The sequence below is a fragment of the Sinorhizobium sp. genome (assembly GCF_059070375.1).
In genome coordinates, this window is record NZ_JCACWC010000004.1 from 1 (window position 1) to 21,046 (window position 21,046).

Annotated in this window: 14 protein-coding genes and 2 pseudogenes; 11 read left to right on the forward strand and 5 right to left on the reverse strand. The window is 62.2% G+C overall.

The window, feature by feature from the left end; genetic code table 11:
• Positions 1–335: 335 nt before the first annotated feature.
• The 5 genes and pseudogenes from mnmE to AC5J09_RS26410 all read left to right on the forward strand — a co-directional run bounded on the left by mnmE (position 336) and on the right by AC5J09_RS26410 (position 6,031).
• Positions 336–1,658, forward strand: a pseudogene (gene mnmE, locus AC5J09_RS26390) (tRNA uridine-5-carboxymethylaminomethyl(34) synthesis GTPase MnmE).
• Between the two features lie 112 nt (positions 1,659–1,770).
• Positions 1,771–3,649, forward strand: a pseudogene (gene mnmG, locus AC5J09_RS26395) (tRNA uridine-5-carboxymethylaminomethyl(34) synthesis enzyme MnmG).
• An 8-nt stretch (positions 3,650–3,657) separates the two neighbouring features.
• Positions 3,658–4,299, forward strand: coding sequence for a 16S rRNA (guanine(527)-N(7))-methyltransferase RsmG (rsmG, locus tag AC5J09_RS26400; RefSeq protein ID WP_324762559.1), 642 nt, complete (start codon positions 3,658–3,660; stop codon positions 4,297–4,299).
• 14 nt (positions 4,300–4,313) lie between these two features.
• Positions 4,314–5,108 carry a ParA family protein gene (locus tag AC5J09_RS26405; protein ID WP_494298943.1) on the forward strand — a complete coding sequence of 265 codons (795 nt, stop codon included), beginning with the start codon at positions 4,314–4,316 and terminating at the stop codon, positions 5,106–5,108.
• A gap of 32 nt (positions 5,109–5,140) precedes the next feature.
• On the forward strand, positions 5,141–6,031 hold the full coding sequence (locus AC5J09_RS26410; RefSeq protein ID WP_100672636.1) for a ParB/RepB/Spo0J family partition protein: 891 nt from the start codon (positions 5,141–5,143) through the stop codon (positions 6,029–6,031).
• A 9-nt stretch (positions 6,032–6,040) separates the two neighbouring features.
• Here the strand turns inward: AC5J09_RS26410 and holA are convergent, their stop codons facing one another.
• The 3 genes from holA to leuS are packed head-to-tail and all read right to left on the reverse strand — an operon-like array spanning position 6,041 to position 10,247.
• The gene (gene holA / locus AC5J09_RS26415; protein WP_100672637.1) at positions 6,041–7,072 is read right to left on the reverse strand and encodes a DNA polymerase III subunit delta; all 1,032 of its coding nucleotides are present in this window, start codon (positions 7,070–7,072) and stop codon (positions 6,041–6,043) included.
• 12 nt (positions 7,073–7,084) lie between these two features.
• Positions 7,085–7,630, reverse strand: a complete 546-nt coding sequence (locus tag AC5J09_RS26420) for an LPS assembly lipoprotein LptE (RefSeq protein ID WP_275597101.1) — start codon at positions 7,628–7,630, stop codon at positions 7,085–7,087.
• Complete coding sequence (leuS, locus tag AC5J09_RS26425) at positions 7,617–10,247, reverse strand: leucine--tRNA ligase (RefSeq protein WP_494298944.1); 2,631 nt, start codon at positions 10,245–10,247, stop codon at positions 7,617–7,619. Before leuS ends, AC5J09_RS26420 begins: the two co-directional genes overlap by 14 nt.
• Before the next feature lie 266 nt (positions 10,248–10,513).
• On the opposite strand from leuS, the gene AC5J09_RS26430 reads away from it, so the two are divergent.
• The gene (locus AC5J09_RS26430) at positions 10,514–11,173 is read left to right on the forward strand and encodes a YggS family pyridoxal phosphate-dependent enzyme (RefSeq protein ID WP_494298945.1); all 660 of its coding nucleotides are present in this window, start codon (positions 10,514–10,516) and stop codon (positions 11,171–11,173) included.
• 111 nt (positions 11,174–11,284) lie between these two features.
• Positions 11,285–13,192 carry a propionyl-CoA synthetase gene (locus AC5J09_RS26435; protein WP_494298946.1) on the forward strand — a complete coding sequence of 636 codons (1,908 nt, stop codon included), beginning with the start codon at positions 11,285–11,287 and terminating at the stop codon, positions 13,190–13,192.
• Between the two features lie 102 nt (positions 13,193–13,294).
• Here AC5J09_RS26435 and AC5J09_RS26440 read toward each other — a convergent pair whose 3' ends face one another.
• Positions 13,295–13,993, reverse strand: coding sequence for a DUF1013 domain-containing protein (locus AC5J09_RS26440; RefSeq protein ID WP_018098706.1), 699 nt, complete (start codon positions 13,991–13,993; stop codon positions 13,295–13,297).
• 276 nt (positions 13,994–14,269) lie between these two features.
• On the opposite strand from AC5J09_RS26440, the gene acs reads away from it, so the two are divergent.
• A complete protein-coding gene (acs, locus tag AC5J09_RS26445; protein ID WP_100672642.1) occupies positions 14,270–16,219 on the forward strand; it encodes an acetate--CoA ligase in 1,950 nt (649 codons plus the stop codon).
• A 170-nt stretch (positions 16,220–16,389) separates the two neighbouring features.
• On the opposite strand, the gene AC5J09_RS26450 is transcribed toward acs, so the two are convergent.
• Positions 16,390–16,644 (reverse strand): DUF1674 domain-containing protein, encoded by a 255-nt coding sequence (locus tag AC5J09_RS26450; protein ID WP_324762554.1) that lies wholly within the window; start codon positions 16,642–16,644, stop codon positions 16,390–16,392.
• A 130-nt stretch (positions 16,645–16,774) separates the two neighbouring features.
• Here AC5J09_RS26450 and htpX point away from each other — a divergent pair, with 130 nt between their 5' ends.
• From htpX to AC5J09_RS26465, 3 genes are all read left to right on the forward strand, one after another.
• Entirely contained in the window at positions 16,775–17,734 is a 960-nt protein-coding gene (gene htpX, locus AC5J09_RS26455) for a zinc metalloprotease HtpX (RefSeq protein WP_100672643.1), read from the forward strand.
• A complete protein-coding gene (locus AC5J09_RS26460; RefSeq protein WP_494298947.1) occupies positions 17,734–19,146 on the forward strand; it encodes an RsmB/NOP family class I SAM-dependent RNA methyltransferase in 1,413 nt (470 codons plus the stop codon). Before htpX ends, AC5J09_RS26460 begins: the two co-directional genes overlap by 1 nt.
• Positions 19,147–19,313: 167 nt before the next feature.
• Positions 19,314–20,999, forward strand: a complete 1,686-nt coding sequence (locus tag AC5J09_RS26465; protein ID WP_411932430.1) for a heparinase II/III family protein — start codon at positions 19,314–19,316, stop codon at positions 20,997–20,999.
• The last annotated feature ends 47 nt before the right edge of the window (positions 21,000–21,046 follow it).

Genomic DNA, 21,046 nt, shown 5'->3' on the forward strand with positions numbered 1-21,046 from the left:
AGACTCTCTTCTCTCAGCCGAGAGGCCGGCGCCGCCCAGCGCCGGCCTCTCGCGTATCCGGGATGGAGCACTTCCTTCTGCCGCCATTTTCCCCTATCGACCGTGATCCCGGGACGGGAGTGATTCACGTGAAACGCCGGGGTGGATATGCGCCCAAACAGAGCGACACTTGATTTCGAGCGCGGCTCGGTGCATAAGGCGGCTTCGCAATAGCCGGACGAGTGTCGCACCAATTGCGCTTCCGAGGCTCTGCCCGATCCCCAATGTTCAATATGCCGAAATGGCGGGTATGGCCGGCGTCAAACCTGCTCGTCGTTGCGTAAACCGGTAAGCCGATGCCATCCACCGATACGATCTACGCTCTTTCGAGCGGCTCGCTGCCTGCAGGCGTTGCCATTATACGTGTGAGCGGTCCGGCGACCGCTGATGCGCTGGTGCGACTTTGCGGAGCCCTGCCTGCGCCGCGCATCGCGGCGCTCAGAACGATTTTGGACTCGAAACGGTGAAACGCTGGACAGCGGCCTGGTCCTCTATTTCCCGGCGCCGGCGTCTTTCACCGGTGAAGATTGCTGCGAATTGCAGGTTCACGGTGGACGAGCCGTGGTAAGCGCCATCCTCGAGGAGCTCGCCGCAACTGAGGGGCTACGGCATGCGGAGGCCGGAGAGTTCGCAAGGCGGGCCTTTCAGAACGGCAAACTGGACCTGGTGGAGGTGGAGGGGCTGGCCGACCTGATTGCTGCAGAGACGGAAATGCAGCGTCGTCTCGCCATAGAGCATTCCGGCGGCGGACAATCCGCACTCTATGCCGGCTGGGCCCGACGGCTGACCCGATTCGCGGGCAATGATCGAGGCAGAGCTCGACTTTGCGGATGAAGACGATGTGCCGGGTTCCGTCAGCGCCGCGATCTGGGAGGATATCGGCAGGCTCCGGCAGGAAATCGATGGACATATCGCGCGCGCCGGCCTTGCCGAAATCATCCGGGACGGGCTCAAGATCGTCATTGCCGGTGAGCTCGAACGCAGGCAAGTCGAGCTTGCTGAATGCACTGGCCCGAAGGGACATCGCTATCGTGACGGAGGTTGCAGGAACGACACGCGACGTTCTGTCCGTAGATCTTTCGTTAGCCGGATTCTCAGTTAAACTCTTCGATACGGCGGGACTTCGTGAAACGGACGAGCTTGTGGAGCGGGAGGGTATTCGGAGAGCCCGGCAGGTTATCGCCGATGCCGATCTTGTCCTTCTGTTATCGGAGAAACCGGGATCATTCCGGCTTGATGAGGCTCTTCCGGAAAAGGTCCCCGTCATTCGGGTCGCAACCAAGGTCGACCGCCCCTCACCACGATGGGCTGCATCGGATGCGGACATTTTCCTGTCCACGGGGTCCGGTGAGGGCATGGCCGATCTATTGACGGCACTGCAGTCGCATCTCCCCGATCTGGCCGGTAAGACTGCCCTGGCGATGCCGTCCCGGAAGCGCCATGTCGATTGTCTGCGGCAGGCCAGTGCGGCGCTGGAGCGGAGCCTGAGTTCTTCCGAACTCGAACTGCGTGCTGAGCAGCTTCGGCAAGCAGGAGACGCCCTGGGTAAGATTACCGGCCGGGTCGATGTGGAGAACCTTTTGGACGTGATATTCTCCGAGTTCTGTATCGGAAAATAACGAGACGGATACAACGCAGGCGAGTTGCCTCGGGCGTTTCACGTGAAACGCCCTTGACTCGACGGCATGAACTGACAATCAAGGCGGAAGCTGAGCAAAGCTAGGCTGGAGCATGTCTGAGATGGACTATGATGTCATTGTGATCGGTGGAGGCCACGCAGGTTGTGAGGCTGCCTCTGCTTCCGCGCGGCTCGGCGCCCGTACAGTTCTCATCACACATAAAAGGAATACGATCGGGGTAATGTCCTGCAACCCCGCGATCGGCGGGTTGGGCAAGGGCCACCTCGTTCGGGAGATCGATGCGCTCGACGGCCTCATGGGACGTGTGGCCGATGCCGCGGGTATTCAGTTCCGGCTTCTCAACCGGCGCAAGGGGCCTGCAGTGCGCGGACCCCGCACCCAGGCAGACCGCAAGCTGTATCGCGAGGCGATGCAGCGGGAGATCGACGGGATCGAACACCTCTCGGTGATCGAAGGGGATGCCTTCGACCTGTTGACCGAAGACGGTGTGGTTCGTGGCGTGATTATGAAGGACGGCCGAGTCTTTCGCGCATCAGCCGTCGTTCTCACGACCGGCACGTTTTTAAAGGGCCTCATTCATATCGGCCAACGCAAGATACCCGCCGGTCGCGTGGGCGAGGAACCGTCCCTGGGTCTCTCTGAGACACTGCGGCGCTTCGGCCTGCAACTTGGTCGATTGAAGACCGGCACGCCGGCGCGCCTGGACGGACGCACGGTCGACTGGGACCGCGTCGGGCGGCAAGGGCCGGACGAAAATCCAGTCCCGTTCTCCTTCATGACCGATGCAATCATCAATCGCCAGATCGATTGCGGCGTGACACGGACCACGGATGCGACGCATAAGATTATCGCCGATAACATTCACCAGTCCGCGATGTATTCGGGACAGATCGAAGGCGTTGGCCCACGCTACTGCCCCTCTATCGAGGACAAGATCGTCCGCTTCGGCGAGAGAGATGGTCACCAGATCTTTCTGGAGCCGGAGGGACTAGACGATGACACCGTCTATCCGAACGGGATTTCGACCTCCCTTCCCGAGGATGTGCAGGACGCCTTCATTCGTACGATTCCCGGTCTGGAGCAGGTCGAAGATTCTTCAGCCGGGTTACGCGATCGAGTACGATCATGTCGATCCGCGGGAGCTGGAACTCTCCCTCGGCGTGCGCAAAATGCCCGGACTGTATCTTGCGGGTCAGATAAACGGCACGACGGGATATGAAGAAGCCGGAGCTCAGGGGCTCGTTGCCGGTTTGAATGCCGCGCTTGCCGCGAGCGGACGGGCTCCCTATGTCTTCAGCCGCACGGACTCCTATATCGGCGTTATGATCGATGACCTGACTTCGCGGGGCATAAGCGAACCCTATCGCATGTTTACTTCGCGGGCGGAATACAGGCTGTCGCTGCGCGCAGACAATGCCGATATGCGGTTGACGCCGGCGGGCGTTGCGCTCGGATGTGTCGGCGACGCGCGCCGTCGACGCTTCGAGGCATGGAAGCATTCCTTCGAGACGGGACGCAGGCTCCTGCAGTCACTTTCGGTTACGCCAAACGAGGGCAAGCGTTTCGGCCTGAAGCTCAATCAGGACGGCCAGCGTCGTACCGCTTTCGATATCCTCTCTTATCCGGATCAGTCGATAGCCGCTTTGAAACCGGTATGGTCCGAGCTTCAAAACATTCCGGCCGGGGTGGTCGAGGCGCTGGAGATCGATGCGGCCTATGCTGTCTATATGGATCGCCAGGCCACTGACATTGCCGGTGTAAGGCGTGACGAAAATACGACCATACCGGATGATTTCGATTACGACGTGCTTCCCGGGCTTTCGAACGAGTTGAAGCAAAAGTTGGCACAACACAAGCCGCGGAACCTCGCCCAGGCTATGAAGGTCGATGGCGTGACGCCCGCGGCGATATCTCTCATTCTGTCCTGGCTACGAAGGCAGGATCGCCAGGCACAACGTGTGGGTGGATAGGTTATACAATGCAAGCGAGTCTAGTTCCGGCACTGAACGGATTGCGTGTTTCACGTGAAACGGTCGAAAAGCTCGAGCATTTTGCCTCCCTCTTCCAGAAATGGGCGCGATCGATCAACCTCGTCGCCCCCTCCACGCTAGGGGATCTATGGCAGCGCCACATCCTCGATAGCCTCCAGCTTTATCAACTCTCCCCTGCCCCGAAGACCTGGGTCGATCTCGGAAGCGGCGGAGGATTTCCCGGTGTCATTACGGCCATTTGTCTTTCCGAGGCAGAGAACGGATGGGTTCACCTGGTCGAGAGCAATAACAAGAAGGCCGCCTTTTTACGCGTCGCGCTCAGGGAAATCGGTGCCAGGGGTTCCGTTCATCCGATTCGAATCGAAGCGGCACCGGCTGAAATTCCGAATTGCGACGCGATTTCGGCGCGTGCGCTCGCCGATCTGAGCCAACTGCTCGATCATTGTGCGCCATGGATGCTCATGGAAGACTCCAAAACGGTGGCATTCTTTCACAAAGGGCGGGATTATCAGCAGGAAGTCGACAAAGCCGTTAGCCGCTTTCAATTCGATCTGATAAAACATGCAAGTGTCGTCGAGCCGGATTCGGTTGTGCTCGAGATTGCAAATCTTTCACGTCGGACGAAGTGATAGGCGAGCGAAACATGTTTGGCCCAAAGAATCGGATCATCACTATTGCCAATCAGAAGGGCGGCGTCGGCAAAACGACGACGGCCATCAATCTTGCTACTGCGCTCGCCGCCATCGGTGAAAGGGTGCTGATCGTCGATCTCGATCCGCAAGGCAATGCCAGCACCGGGCTCGGTATCCAGCGTCGTGCCCGGCATTTGTCTTCCTACGAGCTGATGATGGGGACCCATTCGATCGGCCAGATTGCTCAGGATACGGCGGTGCCAAATCTGGCCATCGTGCCTTCGACCATGGATCTGCTCGGCGTCGAAATGGAGATTTCCATGGAATCGGATCGGGTTTTCCGGCTCCGTAAGGCTTTGGCTTCGGTGGATGCTCTTGCTTATTCCTATGTGCTGGTCGACTGCCCGCCATCGTTCAATCTTTTGACGATGAATGCAATGGCAGCCGCGCATTCGGTTCTCGTACCATTGCAGTGCGAGTTTTTTGCCCTCGAAGGCTTGAGCCAGCTGCTGGAGACGGTCGAGCAGGTGCGGCAGACGGTGAATCCAGGCCTCGATATTCAGGGAATCGTGCTGACCATGTTCGATTCCCGGAACAATCTTGCCCAGCAAGTCGTCAGTGACGTTCGCTTGCATTTGGGAGATAAGGTTTATCATACCCTCATTCCCCGCAACGTGCGGGTGTCCGAGGCCCCCTCCTACGGCAAGCCGGCCATTCTTTATGATCTCAAATGCGCCGGAAGTCAGGCTTATCTCCAACTGGCCTCGGAAGTCATTCAGCGCGAGAGGCAGCGGAAGGCCGCTTAATCGTTTCGGTAGCGTAACTAATCAGGTGTCAGATGAACGATGACAGCTCCAAGAGGCGTCTGGGTCGCGGCCTTGCCGCCTTGATCGGCGAAATGGACCAGCCGCTGCACACCGGCGCGGCTCCGGCCGCCGCAATCAGCGCCGATCGGCGGATCCCGATCGAGTTCGTTTCCCGCAACCCTCGCAACCCCCGCCGGCAGTTCGACGAGGCTGAGCTTCAGGACCTTGCAAGCTCGATCCGCCAGCACGGGATCGTTCAGCCGGTCGTCGTGCGCACCGTCGGTCACGACCGCTATGAGATCATTGCCGGTGAAAGGCGCTGGCGCGCGGCGCAACTTGCGGGCTTCACCGAAATACCGGTCATCGTGCGCGATGTTGACGACAGGACGGCGCTGGAGATCGCCATTGTCGAGAACGTTCAGCGCTCCGACCTCAATCCCCTCGAAGAGGCCCTGGGCTACGAGCAACTGATCGCGGAACACGGCTACACGCAGAACGATCTCGGCGACATCATCGGCAAGAGCCGGAGCCATGTTGCGAACAGCCTTCGCCTTCTGAAGCTGCCGGAGCCCGTGCGCGACATGCTTTCCGATGGCAGCCTTTCCGCGGGCCACGCCCGCGCGCTTATACCCACATCGGACCCGGTGGCCTTGGCGCGTGCGGTCGTCTCGAAAGGTCTTTCGGTCCGCGAGGCCGAACGGCTGGCGCAGAACGACATCAAGTCGCAGAACGATCCCAACTACGCAAAGGGCCGCCAGCGTGAGGAGAAGGACGCCGATACGCTGGCGCTGGAGCGCACCCTGTCCGATAGCCTCGGCCTGGAAGTGAGCGTCAACCACAAGGCCAGCGGCGGGCATCTCAAGATTACATACAAGACGCTCGACCAATTGGAAGAGATCTGCCGGCTGCTCGAGCGGCGTTGACGAACACCCTCAACGCCGCGCAGACTGGATCGTGATCGCCAGGAGATTCTGGATCACCAGGCTCTCCTCAAGGCTCTGGCGGCTGCGGCTTTGATAGATGGTCGCCTGCAGGCGACCCAATTCGCGCCGGATCGCCGGAGCGGTCCAGTGTTTCAGCGCCGCTTCGACAACCGGCTTGCGGCGGAAGTGGAGGCCGCGGCCAAGGCTTGCGACGACCTGACCCGCGGACTGGCGGCCCGCATCCATTTCGGCACGCATCACGTCGAGCTGCTGGAATTGCCTCAGGCAGGCCTGAAGCACGAGGAAAGGCGGCGTCTTGGATGTCGTGATCTTCTTCATCGCGTGCAGCAGCGCGTCGGCGTCGCCCTTCAATACCGCATCGACCGCATCATCGACCGAAATGGCGCTGGCGTCGCCGACGATGCCGAGAACGTCGTCCTCGTCGACCAAATCCTTGCCGCGGCAATAGAGGGCGAGTTTCCGGAGCTCGTTGCGCGATGCCATGCGGTCGCCCCCGAGCGCCTCCACCAGACGTTCGCGTGCGGCGGGACCGATGCGAAGGCCCGCTTCCGAAAGTTCCTTGTCGACAAGTGCTTGCAGGCCCCTGGCGTCGTCGCTGTAGCAGGCGATCGAAGCGACGGAGCGGGAAGTCTCGCCCACTTTCCTGAGCGCCGCCCCCTTCTTCAGGTCGCCCGCTTCTATGATGAGCCGGGCGCCGGCGGGCGGGTCGGTCGCGAGAATCTGCAGCGCTTCGGTGAGCGCCTTCTCAGCGGACGCACCGCGCACCCAGACCAGCTTATCGCCGCCGAAAAGACCGATGGCATTGACTTCGTCCAGCACGCTTCCCGCGCCCTGCAATGACCCGGCATCAAGCTTGACGACGGCGAAAGGATCATCGAGAGGAAGGCCGAAGCTGCCGGCGAGTTCGGACGCGCGTTCCGAGACGAGGCCGCGATCGGGACCGTAGAGCAGGAAAAGTCGGTAGATCGCCGCAGATCGCTGCAGGAAATTATCGAATTCGTGCGACTTGACCTCGCTCATCTGACGAACGGATCAGCGGCCGAGAGCGGCTGCGAGGTCGGCCCCGATGATCTCCGCCAGTTCCTTGGCGGCGCGATTCTCGCCATCGCGCACGGCGCGTATCTTGGCGAATTCCTGCTGGGGGAAGTCGACCAAAGCGACGGCCGTCCGGTTCCCTGACTTCACGGTCTCGCCGGTGGCGGTCTTGGTCAGGTTGTAGTCCGCTTTCACGACGATGCGGCCGGCTCCGGCGTCGTCGTCGTCATTGTCGAGATCCGTGCTCTCATAGAGCACGCCCATCGTCCGGTGCGAGACGCTGAGCGCCAGATGATATTGCGGATTGACCGGTTCGCCCTGACCACGCGACGTCAGGAAGACGAGGGCATTTCGGACTTCCTGCTCGACGCGATCGTCGGCTTCCGAAATCTCGATCGCGGCAAGCGCGACAGAGGTCGAACCGGTAGGACCGTCGGAATAAAGGGGCCTGACCTGGCAGCCGCCAAGTGCCGCGAGCGACAATGCGCCCGCTACGAAGCCCAAGGACCGAAGACGGAAGCCAGCTATATCAGACAACGACATTGACGATCCTCTGAGGCACGACGATGATCTTCTTCGGGCTGCCGCCGTTGAGCGCGGCCTTGACGGCGTCAAGTGCGAGCACGGCGCTTTCGATCGCACTCTGATCTGCGTCGCGCGCGATTGTCAAATCGGCGCGCTTTTTCCCGTTGACCTGGACCGGCAGCGTGATCTCGTTCTCGACGATGAGCGCAGCATCGAATTTCGGCCAGGCCTTCTCGGCGATCAGACCTTTGCCGCCGATCTCCCGCCAGCATTCTTCCGCAAGATGCGGCATCATCGGCGCGATCAGGTGGATCAGGATCGTCGCGGCGTCCTTTACCGCAGCAGTCAGAGCGTTGTCCGCCTTGCCGCTCGCGACCTGCGTCAGCGGGCCGGCCATGGCATTCACCAGTTCGTAAATGCGTGCGACCGCCTTGTTGAAGGCGAGCTTGTCATAGTCGGCCTCTACCGCCTTGAGAGTGCGATGCGCGGCCTGGGACACGGCAAGCCCCTCGCCTCCGCTTGCCGGTGCGGCATCCACCGCACGCAGCTTCTCCGCGGCCTCGGTCAGAAGACGCCAGACGCGCTGCACGAAGCGATGGGCGCCTTCGACGCCTGCTTCGGACCAGATAACGTCGCGATCCGGCGGCGAATCGGAGAGCACGAAGAAGCGTGCAGTGTCGGCCCCGTAGGAGCCGATGATGTCATCCGGGTCGACGACGTTCTTCTTCGACTTCGACATCTTCTCGATCGAGCCGATGGCGATTTCCTCGCCGGTCTCGATGTGGACCGCGCGCCGCTGTCCGTCTGTTTCCTCGACGCGGATCTCGGCGGGCGTGATCCATTCCCGCTGCGCGCCTTCGCCGCGGCTATAGGTCTCGTGGACGACCATGCCCTGCGTGAACAGCCCCTTGAAAGGCTCGTCCAGCGCCACGTGGCCGGTCGCCTTCATCGCTCGGGTGAAGAAGCGCGAATAGAGCAGATGCAGGATCGCATGCTCGATGCCGCCGATATACTGGTCGACCGGCAGCCAGTGATTGGCCGCTTTCGGATCCGTCGGGTTGTCCTCCCAGGGCGCCGTGAAGCGGGTGAAGTACCAGGAGGAATCGACGAAGGTATCCATTGTGTCGGTTTCCCGGCGTGCGTCCTTGCCGCATTGCGGGCAGGCGACGTGACGCCAGGTCGGGTGACGGTCGAGCGGATTGCCGGGCTTGTCGAAGGTCACGTCCGGCGGCAGCGTCACGGGCAGGTCTGCCTTCGGCACCGGAACGACGCCGCAGTCGTCGCAATGGATGACCGGGATCGGGCAGCCCCAGTAGCGCTGGCGGGAAATGCCCCAGTCGCGCAGGCGGAAATTGACTTTGCGCTCGCCACGCGGCGTGCCGTTCAGCAGATCGTTTTCGAGTCTGGAGGCGACGGTCTCGAACGCCTCTTGCGCCGAGAGCCCGTCGAGGAAGCGCGAATTGATCATCACGCCGTCGCCGTCATAGGCCTCGTCGCCGATCGTGAAGGTCTGCGGATCGGCATCCTTCGGCATCACCACCGGAACGACCGGCAGATCGTATTTGCGGGCGAAGTCCAGGTCGCGCTGGTCGCCCGAAGGGCAGCCGAAGATGGCGCCGGTGCCGTAGTCCATCAGCACGAAATTGGCGACGTAGACCGGCAGCTCCCAGTTCGGATCGAAGGGGTGCCGCGCGCGGATGCCGGTGTCGATGCCCTTCTTCTCTGCCGTCTCCAATGCGGCGAGCGACGTGCCCGCGCGCCGGCATTCCTCGCAGAATGCTTCGATCTCGGCGTTCTTGGCTGCGGCATCCCTGGCGAGCGGATGATCGGCGGAGATCGCCAGGAAGGAGGCGCCGAACAGCGTGTCGGGCCGCGTCGTATAGACGGTGACTTCCTTCTCCTCGCCGGGGACCGTCGCCGGATCGAGCTCCCACCGCACCGACAGCCCTTCCGAACGGCCGATCCAGTTTTTCTGCATCAGCCGCACTTTTTCGGGCCACTCGTCGAGCGTGTCGAGCGCGTCGAGCAGATCCTGGCTGAAGTCGGTGATGCGGAAGAACCATTGCGTCAGCTCGCGCTGTTCAACGAGCGCGCCGGAGCGCCAGCCGCGGCCTTCGATCACCTGCTCATTGGCGAGCACGGTATTGTCGACCGGGTCCCAGTTGACCTTCGATTGCTTTCGGTAGACCAGGCCTTTTTCCAGGAAATCGAGGAAAAGATGCTGCTGGCGCTGGTAATATTCGGGATCGCAGGTCGCAAACTCCCGGCTCCAGTCGAGCGAAAGCCCCATGACCTTGAGCTGCGCCTTCATCGAGGCGATGTTCTGGTAGGTCCAGCTCGCCGGATGAACGCCGCGCTCCATGGCAGCGTTTTCCGCCGGCATGCCGAAGGCGTCCCAGCCCATCGGGTGCAGCACGTTGAAGCCGCGGGCGCGCTTGTAGCGGGCGACCACGTCGCCCATCGTGTAATTGCGCACGTGACCCATGTGGATCCGCCCGGACGGATAGGGGAACATCTCCAGGACGTAATATTTGTCGCGCGGATCGTCGTTCTTCGTCTCGAAGACCTTGCCCGCTTCCCATTGGTGCTGCCAGCGCGGTTCGGCATCGCGCGGATTATATCGTTCGGTAGCCATGTCTTTGTCGATGTTCCGGAAATTCTGCCGGGCGCGAGCGCCCGCGCGTGATAGCTGGCGTGACCTTCACCACGAAACGCCCCAAGCGTCAAGTTTTGAAGGATTCGCCGGGCGATCCCTTCGATTTGGCATTTCAAGCGCGGGCAGGATAACGCCGCGGCCAAAGCGAACCCGCCCGCTCCGGCTTGCGCTGGACTTGGCAAGCGTTGCAAGTTTCAATAAGCCGCAAGCGAGGATGTCTAGACGATCTTGAACGGGAGCGTGGAATGGAAGTCGAGGAACGGCTGAACGAAGTGCTGAGCCGGATTCGCGCAAGCGAGAAGTCGGCCAAGCGTTCGGAAAATGCTGTCAGCCTGGTGGCCGTGTCGAAAACCTTCGACGCCGAGACGATCCGGCCGGTGATCGAGGCTGGCCAACGCGTCTTCGGCGAGAACCGCGTGCAGGAGGCGCAAGCCAAATGGCCCGCGCTCAAGCGTGAGACCCCCGACATCGAGCTGCACCTGATCGGCCCGCTGCAATCCAACAAGGTTGCAGACGCGGTTGCGCTCTTCGACGTCATCGAGACGATCGACAGGGAGAAGATCGCGCGCGCGGTCGCCGCCGAAATGCAGCGCCAGGGGCGCAATATCCGCCTCTATGTTCAGGTGAACACGGGTCTCGAGCCGCAGAAAGCTGGCATCGCGCCGGAAGACGCGGCCGCCTTCGTCAGGCTCTGCCGTGACGAGTTGGCTCTGAACATCGAAGGACTGATGTGCATTCCCCCGCTGGACGAAAATCCGGGACCGCACTTCGCCCTGCTCGCCAAGCTTGCCGATCAGTGCGGCCTTTCCAGGCTCTCCATGGGCATGTCGGGCGATTTCGAAACGGCAATCGCCTTCGGCGCCACCGGCGTGCGGGTAGGCTCCGCCATTTTCGGAGCACGCTGAGTTCCAATCCCATTACCCTTTCGTCGGGGTTCCCGTTTACCTCCGTTCGCCTATCTTGCGAAGTGGAGGAACCGGGCTTCTCGTCCGGAGAGCGAGTGGGAGGAAACGGATATGGCGAGCCGCTATTCCGAAGTGTATGCCGCGTGGAAAGCCGATCCGCACGGCTTCTGGGCAGATGCCGCATCGGCGATTGACTGGTTCGAGCGGCCGGCGCGCATTTTCGAGCCTGCCGGCGGCACCTATGGCCACTGGTTTCCGGACGGCGTCACCAATACCTGCCACAATTGCCTCGACCGGCATGTCGAGGCCGGCCGAGGCGAGCAGCCGGCCTTTATCTATGACAGCCCCGTCACCCGCCGGATCGAGAGGATCTCCTATGCGGAGCTGCTCGCCGATGTGAAGGCGATGGCTGCGATCTACCGCAATCTGGGCGTCGACAAGGGCGATCGCATCATCATCTACATGCCGATGATTCCGCAGGCGGCGATCGCCATGCTCGCGGCGGCGCGGATCGGCGCGGTGCATTCCGTCGTTTTCGGCGGCTTTGCCGCCAACGAACTCGCCATGCGCATCGATGATTGCCAGGCAAAGCTCGTCGTCTCGGCAAGCTGCGGGCTGGAGCCCGGTCGGACCGTCGCCTACAAGCCTCTGCTCGATCAGGCGATCGAAACGGCCAGCCACAAGCCGGCCCATTGCCTGATCTATCAGCGCGATATGCTCGCCGCCTCGATGATTCGCGGCCGCGACATCGATTTCGCCGAGGCGCTTGCGCAGGCCAGAGACGCCGGTGAGGAAGCCTCTTGCACGCCGGTTGCCTCCACCGATCCGCTTTATGTCCTCTATACGTCCGGGACGACCGGCCAGCCGAAAGGCGTCGTGCGGGACAATGGCGGCCATATGGTCGCGCTCAAATGGTCGATGGAGAACTTCTTCGGCGTCAATGCCGGCGACGTGTTCTGGGCGGCTTCCGACATCGGTTGGGTGGTCGGTCATTCCTACATCGTCTACGGGCCGCTCCTCAACGGCTGCACGTCGATCCTCTTCGAAGGAAAGCCAGTCGGGACGCCCGACCCCGGAACCTATTGGCGCGTGATTTCCGAACACGGCGTCGCCGTCATGTTCACCGCGCCGACGGCGCTGCGAGCGATCCGGAAAGAGGATCCGGAAGCTGTCCATGCAGGCCGTTACGACCTGTCGCGGTTCCGGGCGCTCTATCTTGCGGGCGAGCGGGCCGACCCGGACACGATCCGCTGGGCGGAACGGGCGCTGAAGGTTCCGGTGATCGATCACTGGTGGCAGACGGAAACAGGATGGCCCGTCGCCGGCAATCCATTGGGTCTCGGCCTCCTGCCGGTAAAATACGGTTCCCCGGCGGTTCCCCTCCCCGGCTACGACGTGCAGGTCGTCGACGACGCGGGCCACCCGGTGGAAACCGGCGCGCTCGGCAATGTCGTGATCAAGCTGCCTTTGCCGCCCGGCTGCCTGCCGACGCTCTGGAATGCCGATCACCGCTTCCATGCGGCCTATCTCGAGGAATATCCCGGCTTCTACAAAACGGCGGATGCCGGCTATCTCGACGAGGACGGCTATATCTTCATCATGGCGCGGACCGACGACATCATCAACGTTGCGGGACACCGGCTGTCGACGGGGGCCATGGAAGAGGTTTGCGCCAGCCATCCGGATGTCGCCGAATGCGCCGTGATCGGCATCGCCGATCCCCTCAAGGGGCAGGTGCCGGCGGGCTTCCTGGTCATCAACGCCAATGTTTCCCGTGAAACAGAAGAAATCGAGAAGGAGGTCATCGGCCTCGTGCGCGAGCGCATCGGGCCGGTCGCCGCCTTCAGGACGGCGGTCTGCGTCAAGCGGCTGCCAAAGACGCGATCCGGCAAGATCCTGCGCTCGACGATCCAGAAGATCATCGACCGCCAGCCCTGGACGATGCCGGCGACGATCGACGATCCGTCGATCCTCGACGAGATTACCGAACTGTTGCGGTCCAAGGGGATTGGCGTTTAGAGCACTTCCAGGAAAGCGTGTAACGGTTTTCCGTCAGCGACGGTCAATAAAGAACCCGGATGTTGCGATCCGGGTTTTCTCATCTCGCAGATGGCGAACCGATCAGTAGTCGTCTTCCTCGTCGTCCTTGCGGTCCGACTTCAGCGACTTCAGCTTGGCGAAGACGGCATCGGCGTCGATTTCCTTCTCCTCTTCGCGATCGTGGCCGTAGTCGAGCTTCTCGGTCTCCTGCGCGGATTCGAGCGTCGCGCCGGTCTCGGCTGCGGAAGGAAGCGGGCGCCCCTTGGAGGCGCGCTCGACCTCCAGGTCCAGGTCGATCTGCGAGCAGAGGCCGAGAGTCACCGGGTCCATCGGCGTCAGGTTGGCAGAGTTCCAGTGGGTGCGCTCGCGAATCTGCTCGATCGTCGCCTTCGTCGTGCCGACAAGACGCGAGATCTGCGCGTCCTTCAGTTCCGGATGGTTGCGGACCAGCCACAGAATGGCGTTCGGGCGGTCCTGACGCTTGGAGACCGGCGTGTAGCGCGGGCCCTTGCGCTTGGAGTCCGGGACGCGGACCTTCGGCTCCGAAAGCTTGAGTTTGTGATTCGGATTTCCTTCGGCGCGTGCAATCTCGTCGCGCGAAAGCTGGCCGGTAGCGATCGGATCGAGGCCCTTGATACCCTGCGCCGATTCACCGTCGGCAATCGCCTTGACCTCGAGCGGGTGCAGCTTGCAGAACTGCGCGATCTGGTCGAACGAGAGTGCGGTGTTGTCAACCAGCCAGACGGCTGTTGCCTTGGGCATAAGCAGTTGCTGAGCCATGGATATAGTCCTTTTGTCCGTCCGCGCCGGTGTCGCGGGCCGTGGAGTCTACCACTCATTTCCGGGAATTGGGGGTTCTATACCGTTCTTGTCTCGAAATTGCAATTCTTCACTTTCAAATGTGCTTTTGTCTAATTGCGGACCGGAAGCGACCTGCTTATGAATTGTCGCAAAGGACCGGTGGGAGCCGATCCAGGGCGGAATGAGGAACTCTGTGCGCAGTTTTCCGCCGGTATCCGCCCATGATCTGACCAGAAATGCGCAGGGAGGAAAATTATGGACGTCAAGACCTACCCGGTCCTAGAAGCGGCCAAGAACCGCACGCTGCTCGACAATGCGACCTATCTCGAATGGTATCGCGAGAGCGTTGCCGATCCGGAGAAGTTTTGGGGCGAGCACGGCAAGCGGATCGAATGGTTCGAGCCCTATACAAAGGTCAAGAATACCTCCTTCGAGGGCGATGTCTCGATCAAGTGGTTCGAAGACGGACTGACCAATGTGTCCTACAATTGCATCGACCGCCACCTGAAGACGCACGGCGACAAGACGGCGATCATCTGGGAGGGAGACAATCCCTATCTCGACAAGAAGATCACCTATAACGAGCTGTACGACAGGGTCTGCCGTCTTTCCAACGTCATGAAGAAGCACGGCGTCAAGAAGGGCGACCGCGTCACCATCTACATGCCGATGATCCCCGAAGCGGCCTATGCGATGCTCGCCTGCGCGCGCATAGGCGCGATCCATTCGGTCGTTTTCGGCGGCTTTTCGCCCGAGGCGCTGGCCGGCCGAATCGTCGATTGCGAGTCCACCTTCGTGATCACCTGCGACGAGGGCCTGCGCGGCGGCAAGCCGATTCCGCTCAAGGAGAATACCGATACGGCGGTCGATATCGCTGCCAGGCAGCACGTAATGGTCAGCAAGGTCCTGGTCGTGCGCCGCACCGGCGGCAAGGTCGGCTGGGCTCCGGGGCGCGATCTCTGGTATCATCAGGAGACCGCGACGGTGGAGCCGCATTGCCCGCCGGAAAAGATGAACGCGGAGGACCCGCTCTTCATCCTCTATACGTCCGGCTCTACCGGCAAGCCGAAGGGCGTGCTGCACACGACCGGCGGCTATCTCGTCTACGCTTCGATGACGCATCAATACGTGTTCGACTATCGGGACGGCGACATCTACTGGTGCACGGCCGATGTAGGCTGGGTCACCGGCCACTCCTACATCGTCTACGGGCCGCTCGCCAATGCGGCGACGACGCTGATGTTCGAGGGCGTGCCGAACTTCCCCGACGCGGGACGATTCTGGGAAGTGGTCGACAAGCACAAGGTCAACATCTTCTACACCGCGCCGACCGCGATCCGCTCGCTGATGGGAGCGGGCGACGATTTCGTCAAGCGCTCCTCACGCTCTTCGCTGCGCCTGCTCGGAACGGTCGGCGAACCGATCAATCCGGAAGCCTGGGAGTGGTACTATCACGTTGTCGGCGACGAGCGTTGCCCTATCGTCGATACCTGGTGGCAGACTGAGACCGGCGGCATACTGATCACGCCGCTGCCGGGGGCCACCGATCTCAAACCCGGCTCGGCGACGCGGCCCTTCTTCGGCGTCCAGCCGCAGATCGTAGACAGCGACGGCAAGGTCGTAGAGGGCGCGGCCGACGGCAACCTCTGCATCACCGACAGCTGGCCCGGGCAGATGCGGACGGTCTATGGCGACCACGAACGCTTCATCCAGACCTACTTCTCCACCTACAAGGGCAAGTATTTCACGGGTGACGGCTGCCGCCGCGACGAGGACGGCTACTATTGGATCACCGGCCGTGTCGACGACGTGCTGAACGTCTCCGGCCACCGGCTCGGCACGGCGGAGGTGGAATCGGCGCTCGTCTCGCACAACCTCGTTTCCGAGGCGGCGGTCGTCGGCTATCCGCATCCGATCAAGGGTCAGGGCATCTATTGCTACGTTTCGCTGATGGCCGGCGAGGTCGGAGACGACGAACTGCGCCAGGCGCTCGTCAAGCACGTGCGTTCGGAGATCGGGCCGATCGCGACGCCGGACAAGATTCAGTTCGCGCCCGGCCTGCCGAAAACACGCTCGGGCAAGATCATGCGCCGGATCCTCCGCAAGATCGCCGAGGACGATTTCGGTTCGCTCGGCGACACGTCGACGCTCGCCGATCCAGGTGTCGTCGACGACCTGATCGCCAATCGTCAGAACCGCGCGTGATGTGAGCTGGGTGGCGAGAGCCACTGATCCCGCTGCCGCACCTTCTCCCCGCAAGCGGGGCGAAGGTGCATTGCGGGGAGAAGGTTAGGATGAGGGGCTCAACCCCGCCCTCTACCAGCCGCGAACGCAGCGCTCGATTCGCTACCGAAACGAAATTGAAACGACCTGCCTCAGAAATCGATCGCGCGGCCCTTGATCTCCCAATCGCCGAAGCGAGCCGGGTCGAGGCCGCCGCGCCCGCCTAGTTCCGCCGGCATATCCTTCGGCGCTTCGGCACGTCGCCTCTCTTCGGCCTCCTTCAGAGCACGCAGCGCTGCCGGGGAAAGCGGACGTTTGGGTCGGTCGGGAGAATTGTCGTTGTCGTTCTGCATACCGGTCGCGGTTTCCGTAACGATATTGAAGAGCTGGCCGTCTATACCCATCATATAGGCACTTCCGTGTGAACGGAAAAGCTTGATTCACGTGAAACCTTTGCGCGTACCGAATGGAACGAAGCGGCTGCAAGCGGCTTTCCAGGAGGCGCGGAAAGGACACCGATATGGTTGGAGCTCATTCATGAACCTCATGCGCACGGCAATGCTGCTTGCCTTCATGACCGTCCTCTTCATGGCCGTCGGCTATGTCATCGGCGGCCGCGGTGGCATGATGATCGCCCTCGTCATCGCCGCGGGCATGAACTTCTTCTCCTACTGGAATTCCGACCGGATGGTCCTGCGGATGTACCGGGCGCAGGAGGTGGACGAGCGCAGCGCGCCGGAATATTACGGCATCGTCCGCGATCTGGCGAAGAATGCCGGCCTGCCGATGCCGCGCGTCTACGTCATCGACAGCCCCCAGCCGAATGCCTTCGCCACCGGCCGCAATCCCGAGAACGCTGCGGTCGCCGCTTCGACGGGACTGCTGCATTCGCTCTCCTACGAGGAGGTTGCCGGGGTGATGGCGCATGAGCTCGCCCATATCCAGTATCGCGACACTTTGACGATGACGCTGACGGCGACGCTCGCCGGTGCGATTTCCATGCTTGGCAATTTCGCCTTCTTCTTCGGTGGCAACCGCGAGAACAACAATCCGCTCGGCTTCATCGGCGTGCTGATCGCGATGATCGTCGCCCCGCTCGCGGCCATGCTGGTACAGATGGCGATCAGCCGTACACGCGAATATTCCGCCGACCGCCGCGGTGCGGAGATCTGCGGCAATCCACTCTGGCTTTCCTCGGCGCTTCGCAAGATCGCCGGTGCCGCGCAGGTCATCCATAACAATGACGCGGAGCGCAATCCGGCGACGGCGCATATGTTCATCATCAATCCCCTCTCGGGCGAGCGGATGGACAATCTGTTCTCGACCCATCCGAACACGGAGAACCGGGTGGCGGCTCTGGAGAGAATGGCCCGCGAGACGTCCACGGGCTCGACGGCGCCGGTCCGCCCTGATAATGCAGGGCGCAAATCGCGCTCTGTCCCGAGAACCGGCTGGGGTCGCGGTGGTTCCGAACCGCCGAAAGGCCCCTGGTCCTGATGCCCGAAAACCGCAAGAACGATTCACGTCCGAAACGATCCCGCGAGCACAATCGCTCAAGAGCGGGAGGAGCCCGGCCCGACGCGGATGCCGCGGCCAAACCGGGCTTGAAGAGCCGCCAGGCGGCTGCCAAGATCCTGGCGGCGGTGGTGGATCGCAAGACGCCGCTCGACGGAATGCTCGATCCGGAGCGCGGGAACCCGGCCTATCGCGAGTTGAGCGAAGCAGATCGCGCGCTGGTGCGCGCCATTCTCAACTCGGCACTCCGCCATCTGCCGCGCATTCGCGCGGCCATCGACTCGCTTCTGCAAACGCCTCTCCCCGAGGGTGCGCGGGCTCTCGAACACGTGCTGACCGTTGCCGCCGCGCAAATTCTTTATCTCGACGTTCCGGATCATTCGGCGGTCGATCTCGCAGTGGAACAGGCCCAGTCCGACCCGCGCAATCGCCGTTTCGCAAGCCTCGTCAACGCCGTATTGCGGCGGCTTTCGCGTGAAAAGGACGAAATTCTCGAAAAGCTGCAGCAAGTGCCGGCGATGCCCGGCTGGTTCTTCGACAGGCTCGTCGCCTGTTACGGTCCCGACCAGGCCGAGCGCATCTCCGAGGCGCAGCTCGTTCCCGCCGCCATCGACGTGACCGTGAAATCCGATGCGGCGTCCTGGGCGGAACGGCTCGCTGGCACCGTGTTGCCGACCGGCTCCGTTCGTCTTCAGGACTTCTCCGGTTCGATCCCGTCGCTTTCAGGCTTTTCGGAAGGGGCCTGGTGGGTCCAGGACGCGGCTGCTTCCATTCCGGCCCGCCTTTTCGGCGATATTCACGGGAAAAAGGTGGTCGATCTCTGTGCTGCGCCCGGCGGCAAGACGGCGCAGCTCGTCCTCGCGGGGGCCGAGGTGACCGCGCTTGATCAGTCGTCAAGCCGGTTGCGGCGGCTCAAGGCGAACCTCGACCGGCTGGGCTTCGAGGCCCGGACAAAGGAGAGCGACATGGCCGAGTTCCGGCCGGAAGAGCTCTTTGACGCGGCCCTTCTCGACGCCCCCTGCTCCTCGACGGGCACCACCCGGCGGCATCCCGACGTGCTCTGGACGAAAGGCCCGTCGGACGTCGAGAAGCTTGCCAGGCTGCAGGAACGGCTGCTGCGGCATGCGCTTACCCTGGTGAAGCCCGGCGGGCTCATCGTCTTTTCCAATTGCTCGCTCGACCCGCTGGAGGGCGAGGAGGTCGTCGGCCGCGTCGTCGCCGACGGCGGATGCGAACGGGTGCCGATCGACGCAGCCGATTGGCCGGGGCTCGAAAAGGCGATCACCCCGCTTGGAGAGTTCCGCACGACACCTGCGATGCTTCCACTGGAACCGCCCTTCGCCGGTGGCCTCGATGGTTTTTATGCCGCCGTGCTGCGCCGTGAGGGAGCCTGAGGGTGCTCATCAACAGACTGTTTTGCTTTGACAATTGACGCCCTCGGACGGCCCGCCTATCAATGGCGACAGGGTTGATAAATATTTAATGATCTTTCCCGCACGATTCCGATCTTCTGCATGATCCTCGAATCGGCTCCGGTTGAAGAGGAAACCCACGGGCGCCGATGACGTTTTCCAGTAAAACAAGGCTCCTATATTTGTATTTGCGCGAAGGCCAACGCCGATTGGCGCGCTTGCTTTCGCGCGGAAAGACGGCGGCGCTGCGCGTTGCAGGCTCTACGCCCGCCCGTCTGATCGTCGCACCCACGGATCTTCGGGCCATCGATCCCTTTGCCGCCGAAGAGATTCTCGCAGGTCGTTTTCCGCTCGCCGGCCGCGTCCTGGATACCGAAGGCGAGTCGCCTTTCGAAATCGACCTGCCGTCGCACGAGTTCGCGGTTCGCCTTCATTCCTTCGGCTGGCTGCGGCACATGCGGGCGATCCAGGACGAAGCCGGCTCGATCAGGCTGCGCCAGATCATGGACGACTGGATCGGCTGCCATGGCCGAAGCATCGGCGAAATCTCGTGGGAAGCGGATGTGGTCGCGCAGCGCGTCATCGCCTGGCTGTCCCATTCGCCGGTGGTGCTGCGTAATGCCGAGCACGGTTTCTATCGCCGCTTCCTGAGAAGCCTTGCCCTTCAGGTCCGCTACCTCCGGAATGTCGCCGAGACCGTGACCGACGGAGAGGCGCGCCTGAGGGTTCGCCTGGCACTCGCCATGGCCTCCGTTTCGATGCCGGCTACGGCTTCGGCTATCCGCAAGGCGTCGCGCAATCTGGATCTGGAGCTGGAGCGGCAGCTTCTGCCTGACGGGGCGCATTTCTCCCGAAACCCCCGGGCCGGGCTCGAGCTGCTGCTCGATCTGCTGCCGCTGCGCCAGACCTATGTCAATCTCGGCCACGACGTGCCTTCGAGGCTCATTCCCTGCATCGACCGCATGTATCCGGCGCTCCGCTTCTTCCGCCACCAGAGCGGGGAGCTCGCTCTCTTCAACGGCGCGACATCGGTTCTCGCCCATGAGCTCGCCTCGGTGCTCAGATATGACGAGACGTCCGGCGAGCCGTTCCGGTCGTTGCCACACGCCCATTACGAACGCCTGTCGATGGGCGATACCGTCATCATCATGGACACTGGGCGTCCGCTTTCGGTCGACCTGTCGCGAACCGCCCATGCCGGCTGCCTCTCCTTCGAGATGTCCTCCGGCAGGAATCGCTTCGTCGTCAACTCCGGCGCGCCGAAATTCGCCGGCGAACGATTCAGGCAGATGGCGCGCACGACCGCCGCGCATTCCACCGTCACCGTCGACGACACCTCTTCCTGCCGCTTTTCGCAGTCGCGCTTTCTGGGCCCGATCATGATCAGCGGCCCCTCGCGCGTTGCGATCGAGCGAAAGGACGAGCCGGGAAGCATCGAGCAGGTCAAAGCGAGTCACGACGGTTACCTTGCGCCCTTCGGCCTGATCCACGAGCGCGACATCGGAATTCTCAATGGCGGGCGGTTGATCCGCGGCCGCGACCGCCTGCTGCTGGAGGATGGCAGTGATCCGGAAAATGACGACGACGCGGCCGCGGTCGCCCGTTTCCACATCCATCCGGCAATCGGCATGCGCCGGCACAGCGAGAGCGAGATTTATCTGACGGCGCCCGACGGAGAGACATGGCTCTTCGCCTGTCGCGACGGTGCGCTCGCGATCGAGGAGGATATCTTCTTCGCCGATCCCTCCGGCGTTCGCGCCTCGTCGCAGATAAGCGTGACCTTCTCCGCCGCCTCGCAGCCGGAGATCCAGTGGACTTTCACGCGGGAGGGATGACCCCGAAACTGCGCCGGGCCTATTTTCCCGTTGTTGCGGCGCCGAAG

Coding starts and splice junctions, on each gene's coding strand:
- rsmG (WP_324762559.1), top strand. CDS start 3,658: ATGCAAGCGAGTCTAGTTCCGGCACTGAACGGATTGCGTGTTTCACGT.
- AC5J09_RS26420 (WP_275597101.1), bottom strand. CDS start 7,630: ATGTCGTTGTCTGATATAGCTGGCTTCCGTCTTCGGTCCTTGGGCTTC.
- AC5J09_RS26430 (WP_494298945.1), top strand. CDS start 10,514: ATGGAAGTCGAGGAACGGCTGAACGAAGTGCTGAGCCGGATTCGCGCA.
- AC5J09_RS26405 (WP_494298943.1), top strand. CDS start 4,314: ATGTTTGGCCCAAAGAATCGGATCATCACTATTGCCAATCAGAAGGGC.
- AC5J09_RS26440 (WP_018098706.1), bottom strand. CDS start 13,993: ATGGCTCAGCAACTGCTTATGCCCAAGGCAACAGCCGTCTGGCTGGTT.
- htpX (WP_100672643.1), top strand. CDS start 16,775: ATGAACCTCATGCGCACGGCAATGCTGCTTGCCTTCATGACCGTCCTC.
- AC5J09_RS26435 (WP_494298946.1), top strand. CDS start 11,285: ATGGCGAGCCGCTATTCCGAAGTGTATGCCGCGTGGAAAGCCGATCCG.
- AC5J09_RS26465 (WP_411932430.1), top strand. CDS start 19,314: ATGACGTTTTCCAGTAAAACAAGGCTCCTATATTTGTATTTGCGCGAA.
- AC5J09_RS26460 (WP_494298947.1), top strand. CDS start 17,734: ATGCCCGAAAACCGCAAGAACGATTCACGTCCGAAACGATCCCGCGAG.
- acs (WP_100672642.1), top strand. CDS start 14,270: ATGGACGTCAAGACCTACCCGGTCCTAGAAGCGGCCAAGAACCGCACG.
- leuS (WP_494298944.1), bottom strand. CDS start 10,247: ATGGCTACCGAACGATATAATCCGCGCGATGCCGAACCGCGCTGGCAG.
- AC5J09_RS26450 (WP_324762554.1), bottom strand. CDS start 16,644: ATGATGGGTATAGACGGCCAGCTCTTCAATATCGTTACGGAAACCGCG.
- holA (WP_100672637.1), bottom strand. CDS start 7,072: ATGAGCGAGGTCAAGTCGCACGAATTCGATAATTTCCTGCAGCGATCT.
- AC5J09_RS26410 (WP_100672636.1), top strand. CDS start 5,141: ATGAACGATGACAGCTCCAAGAGGCGTCTGGGTCGCGGCCTTGCCGCC.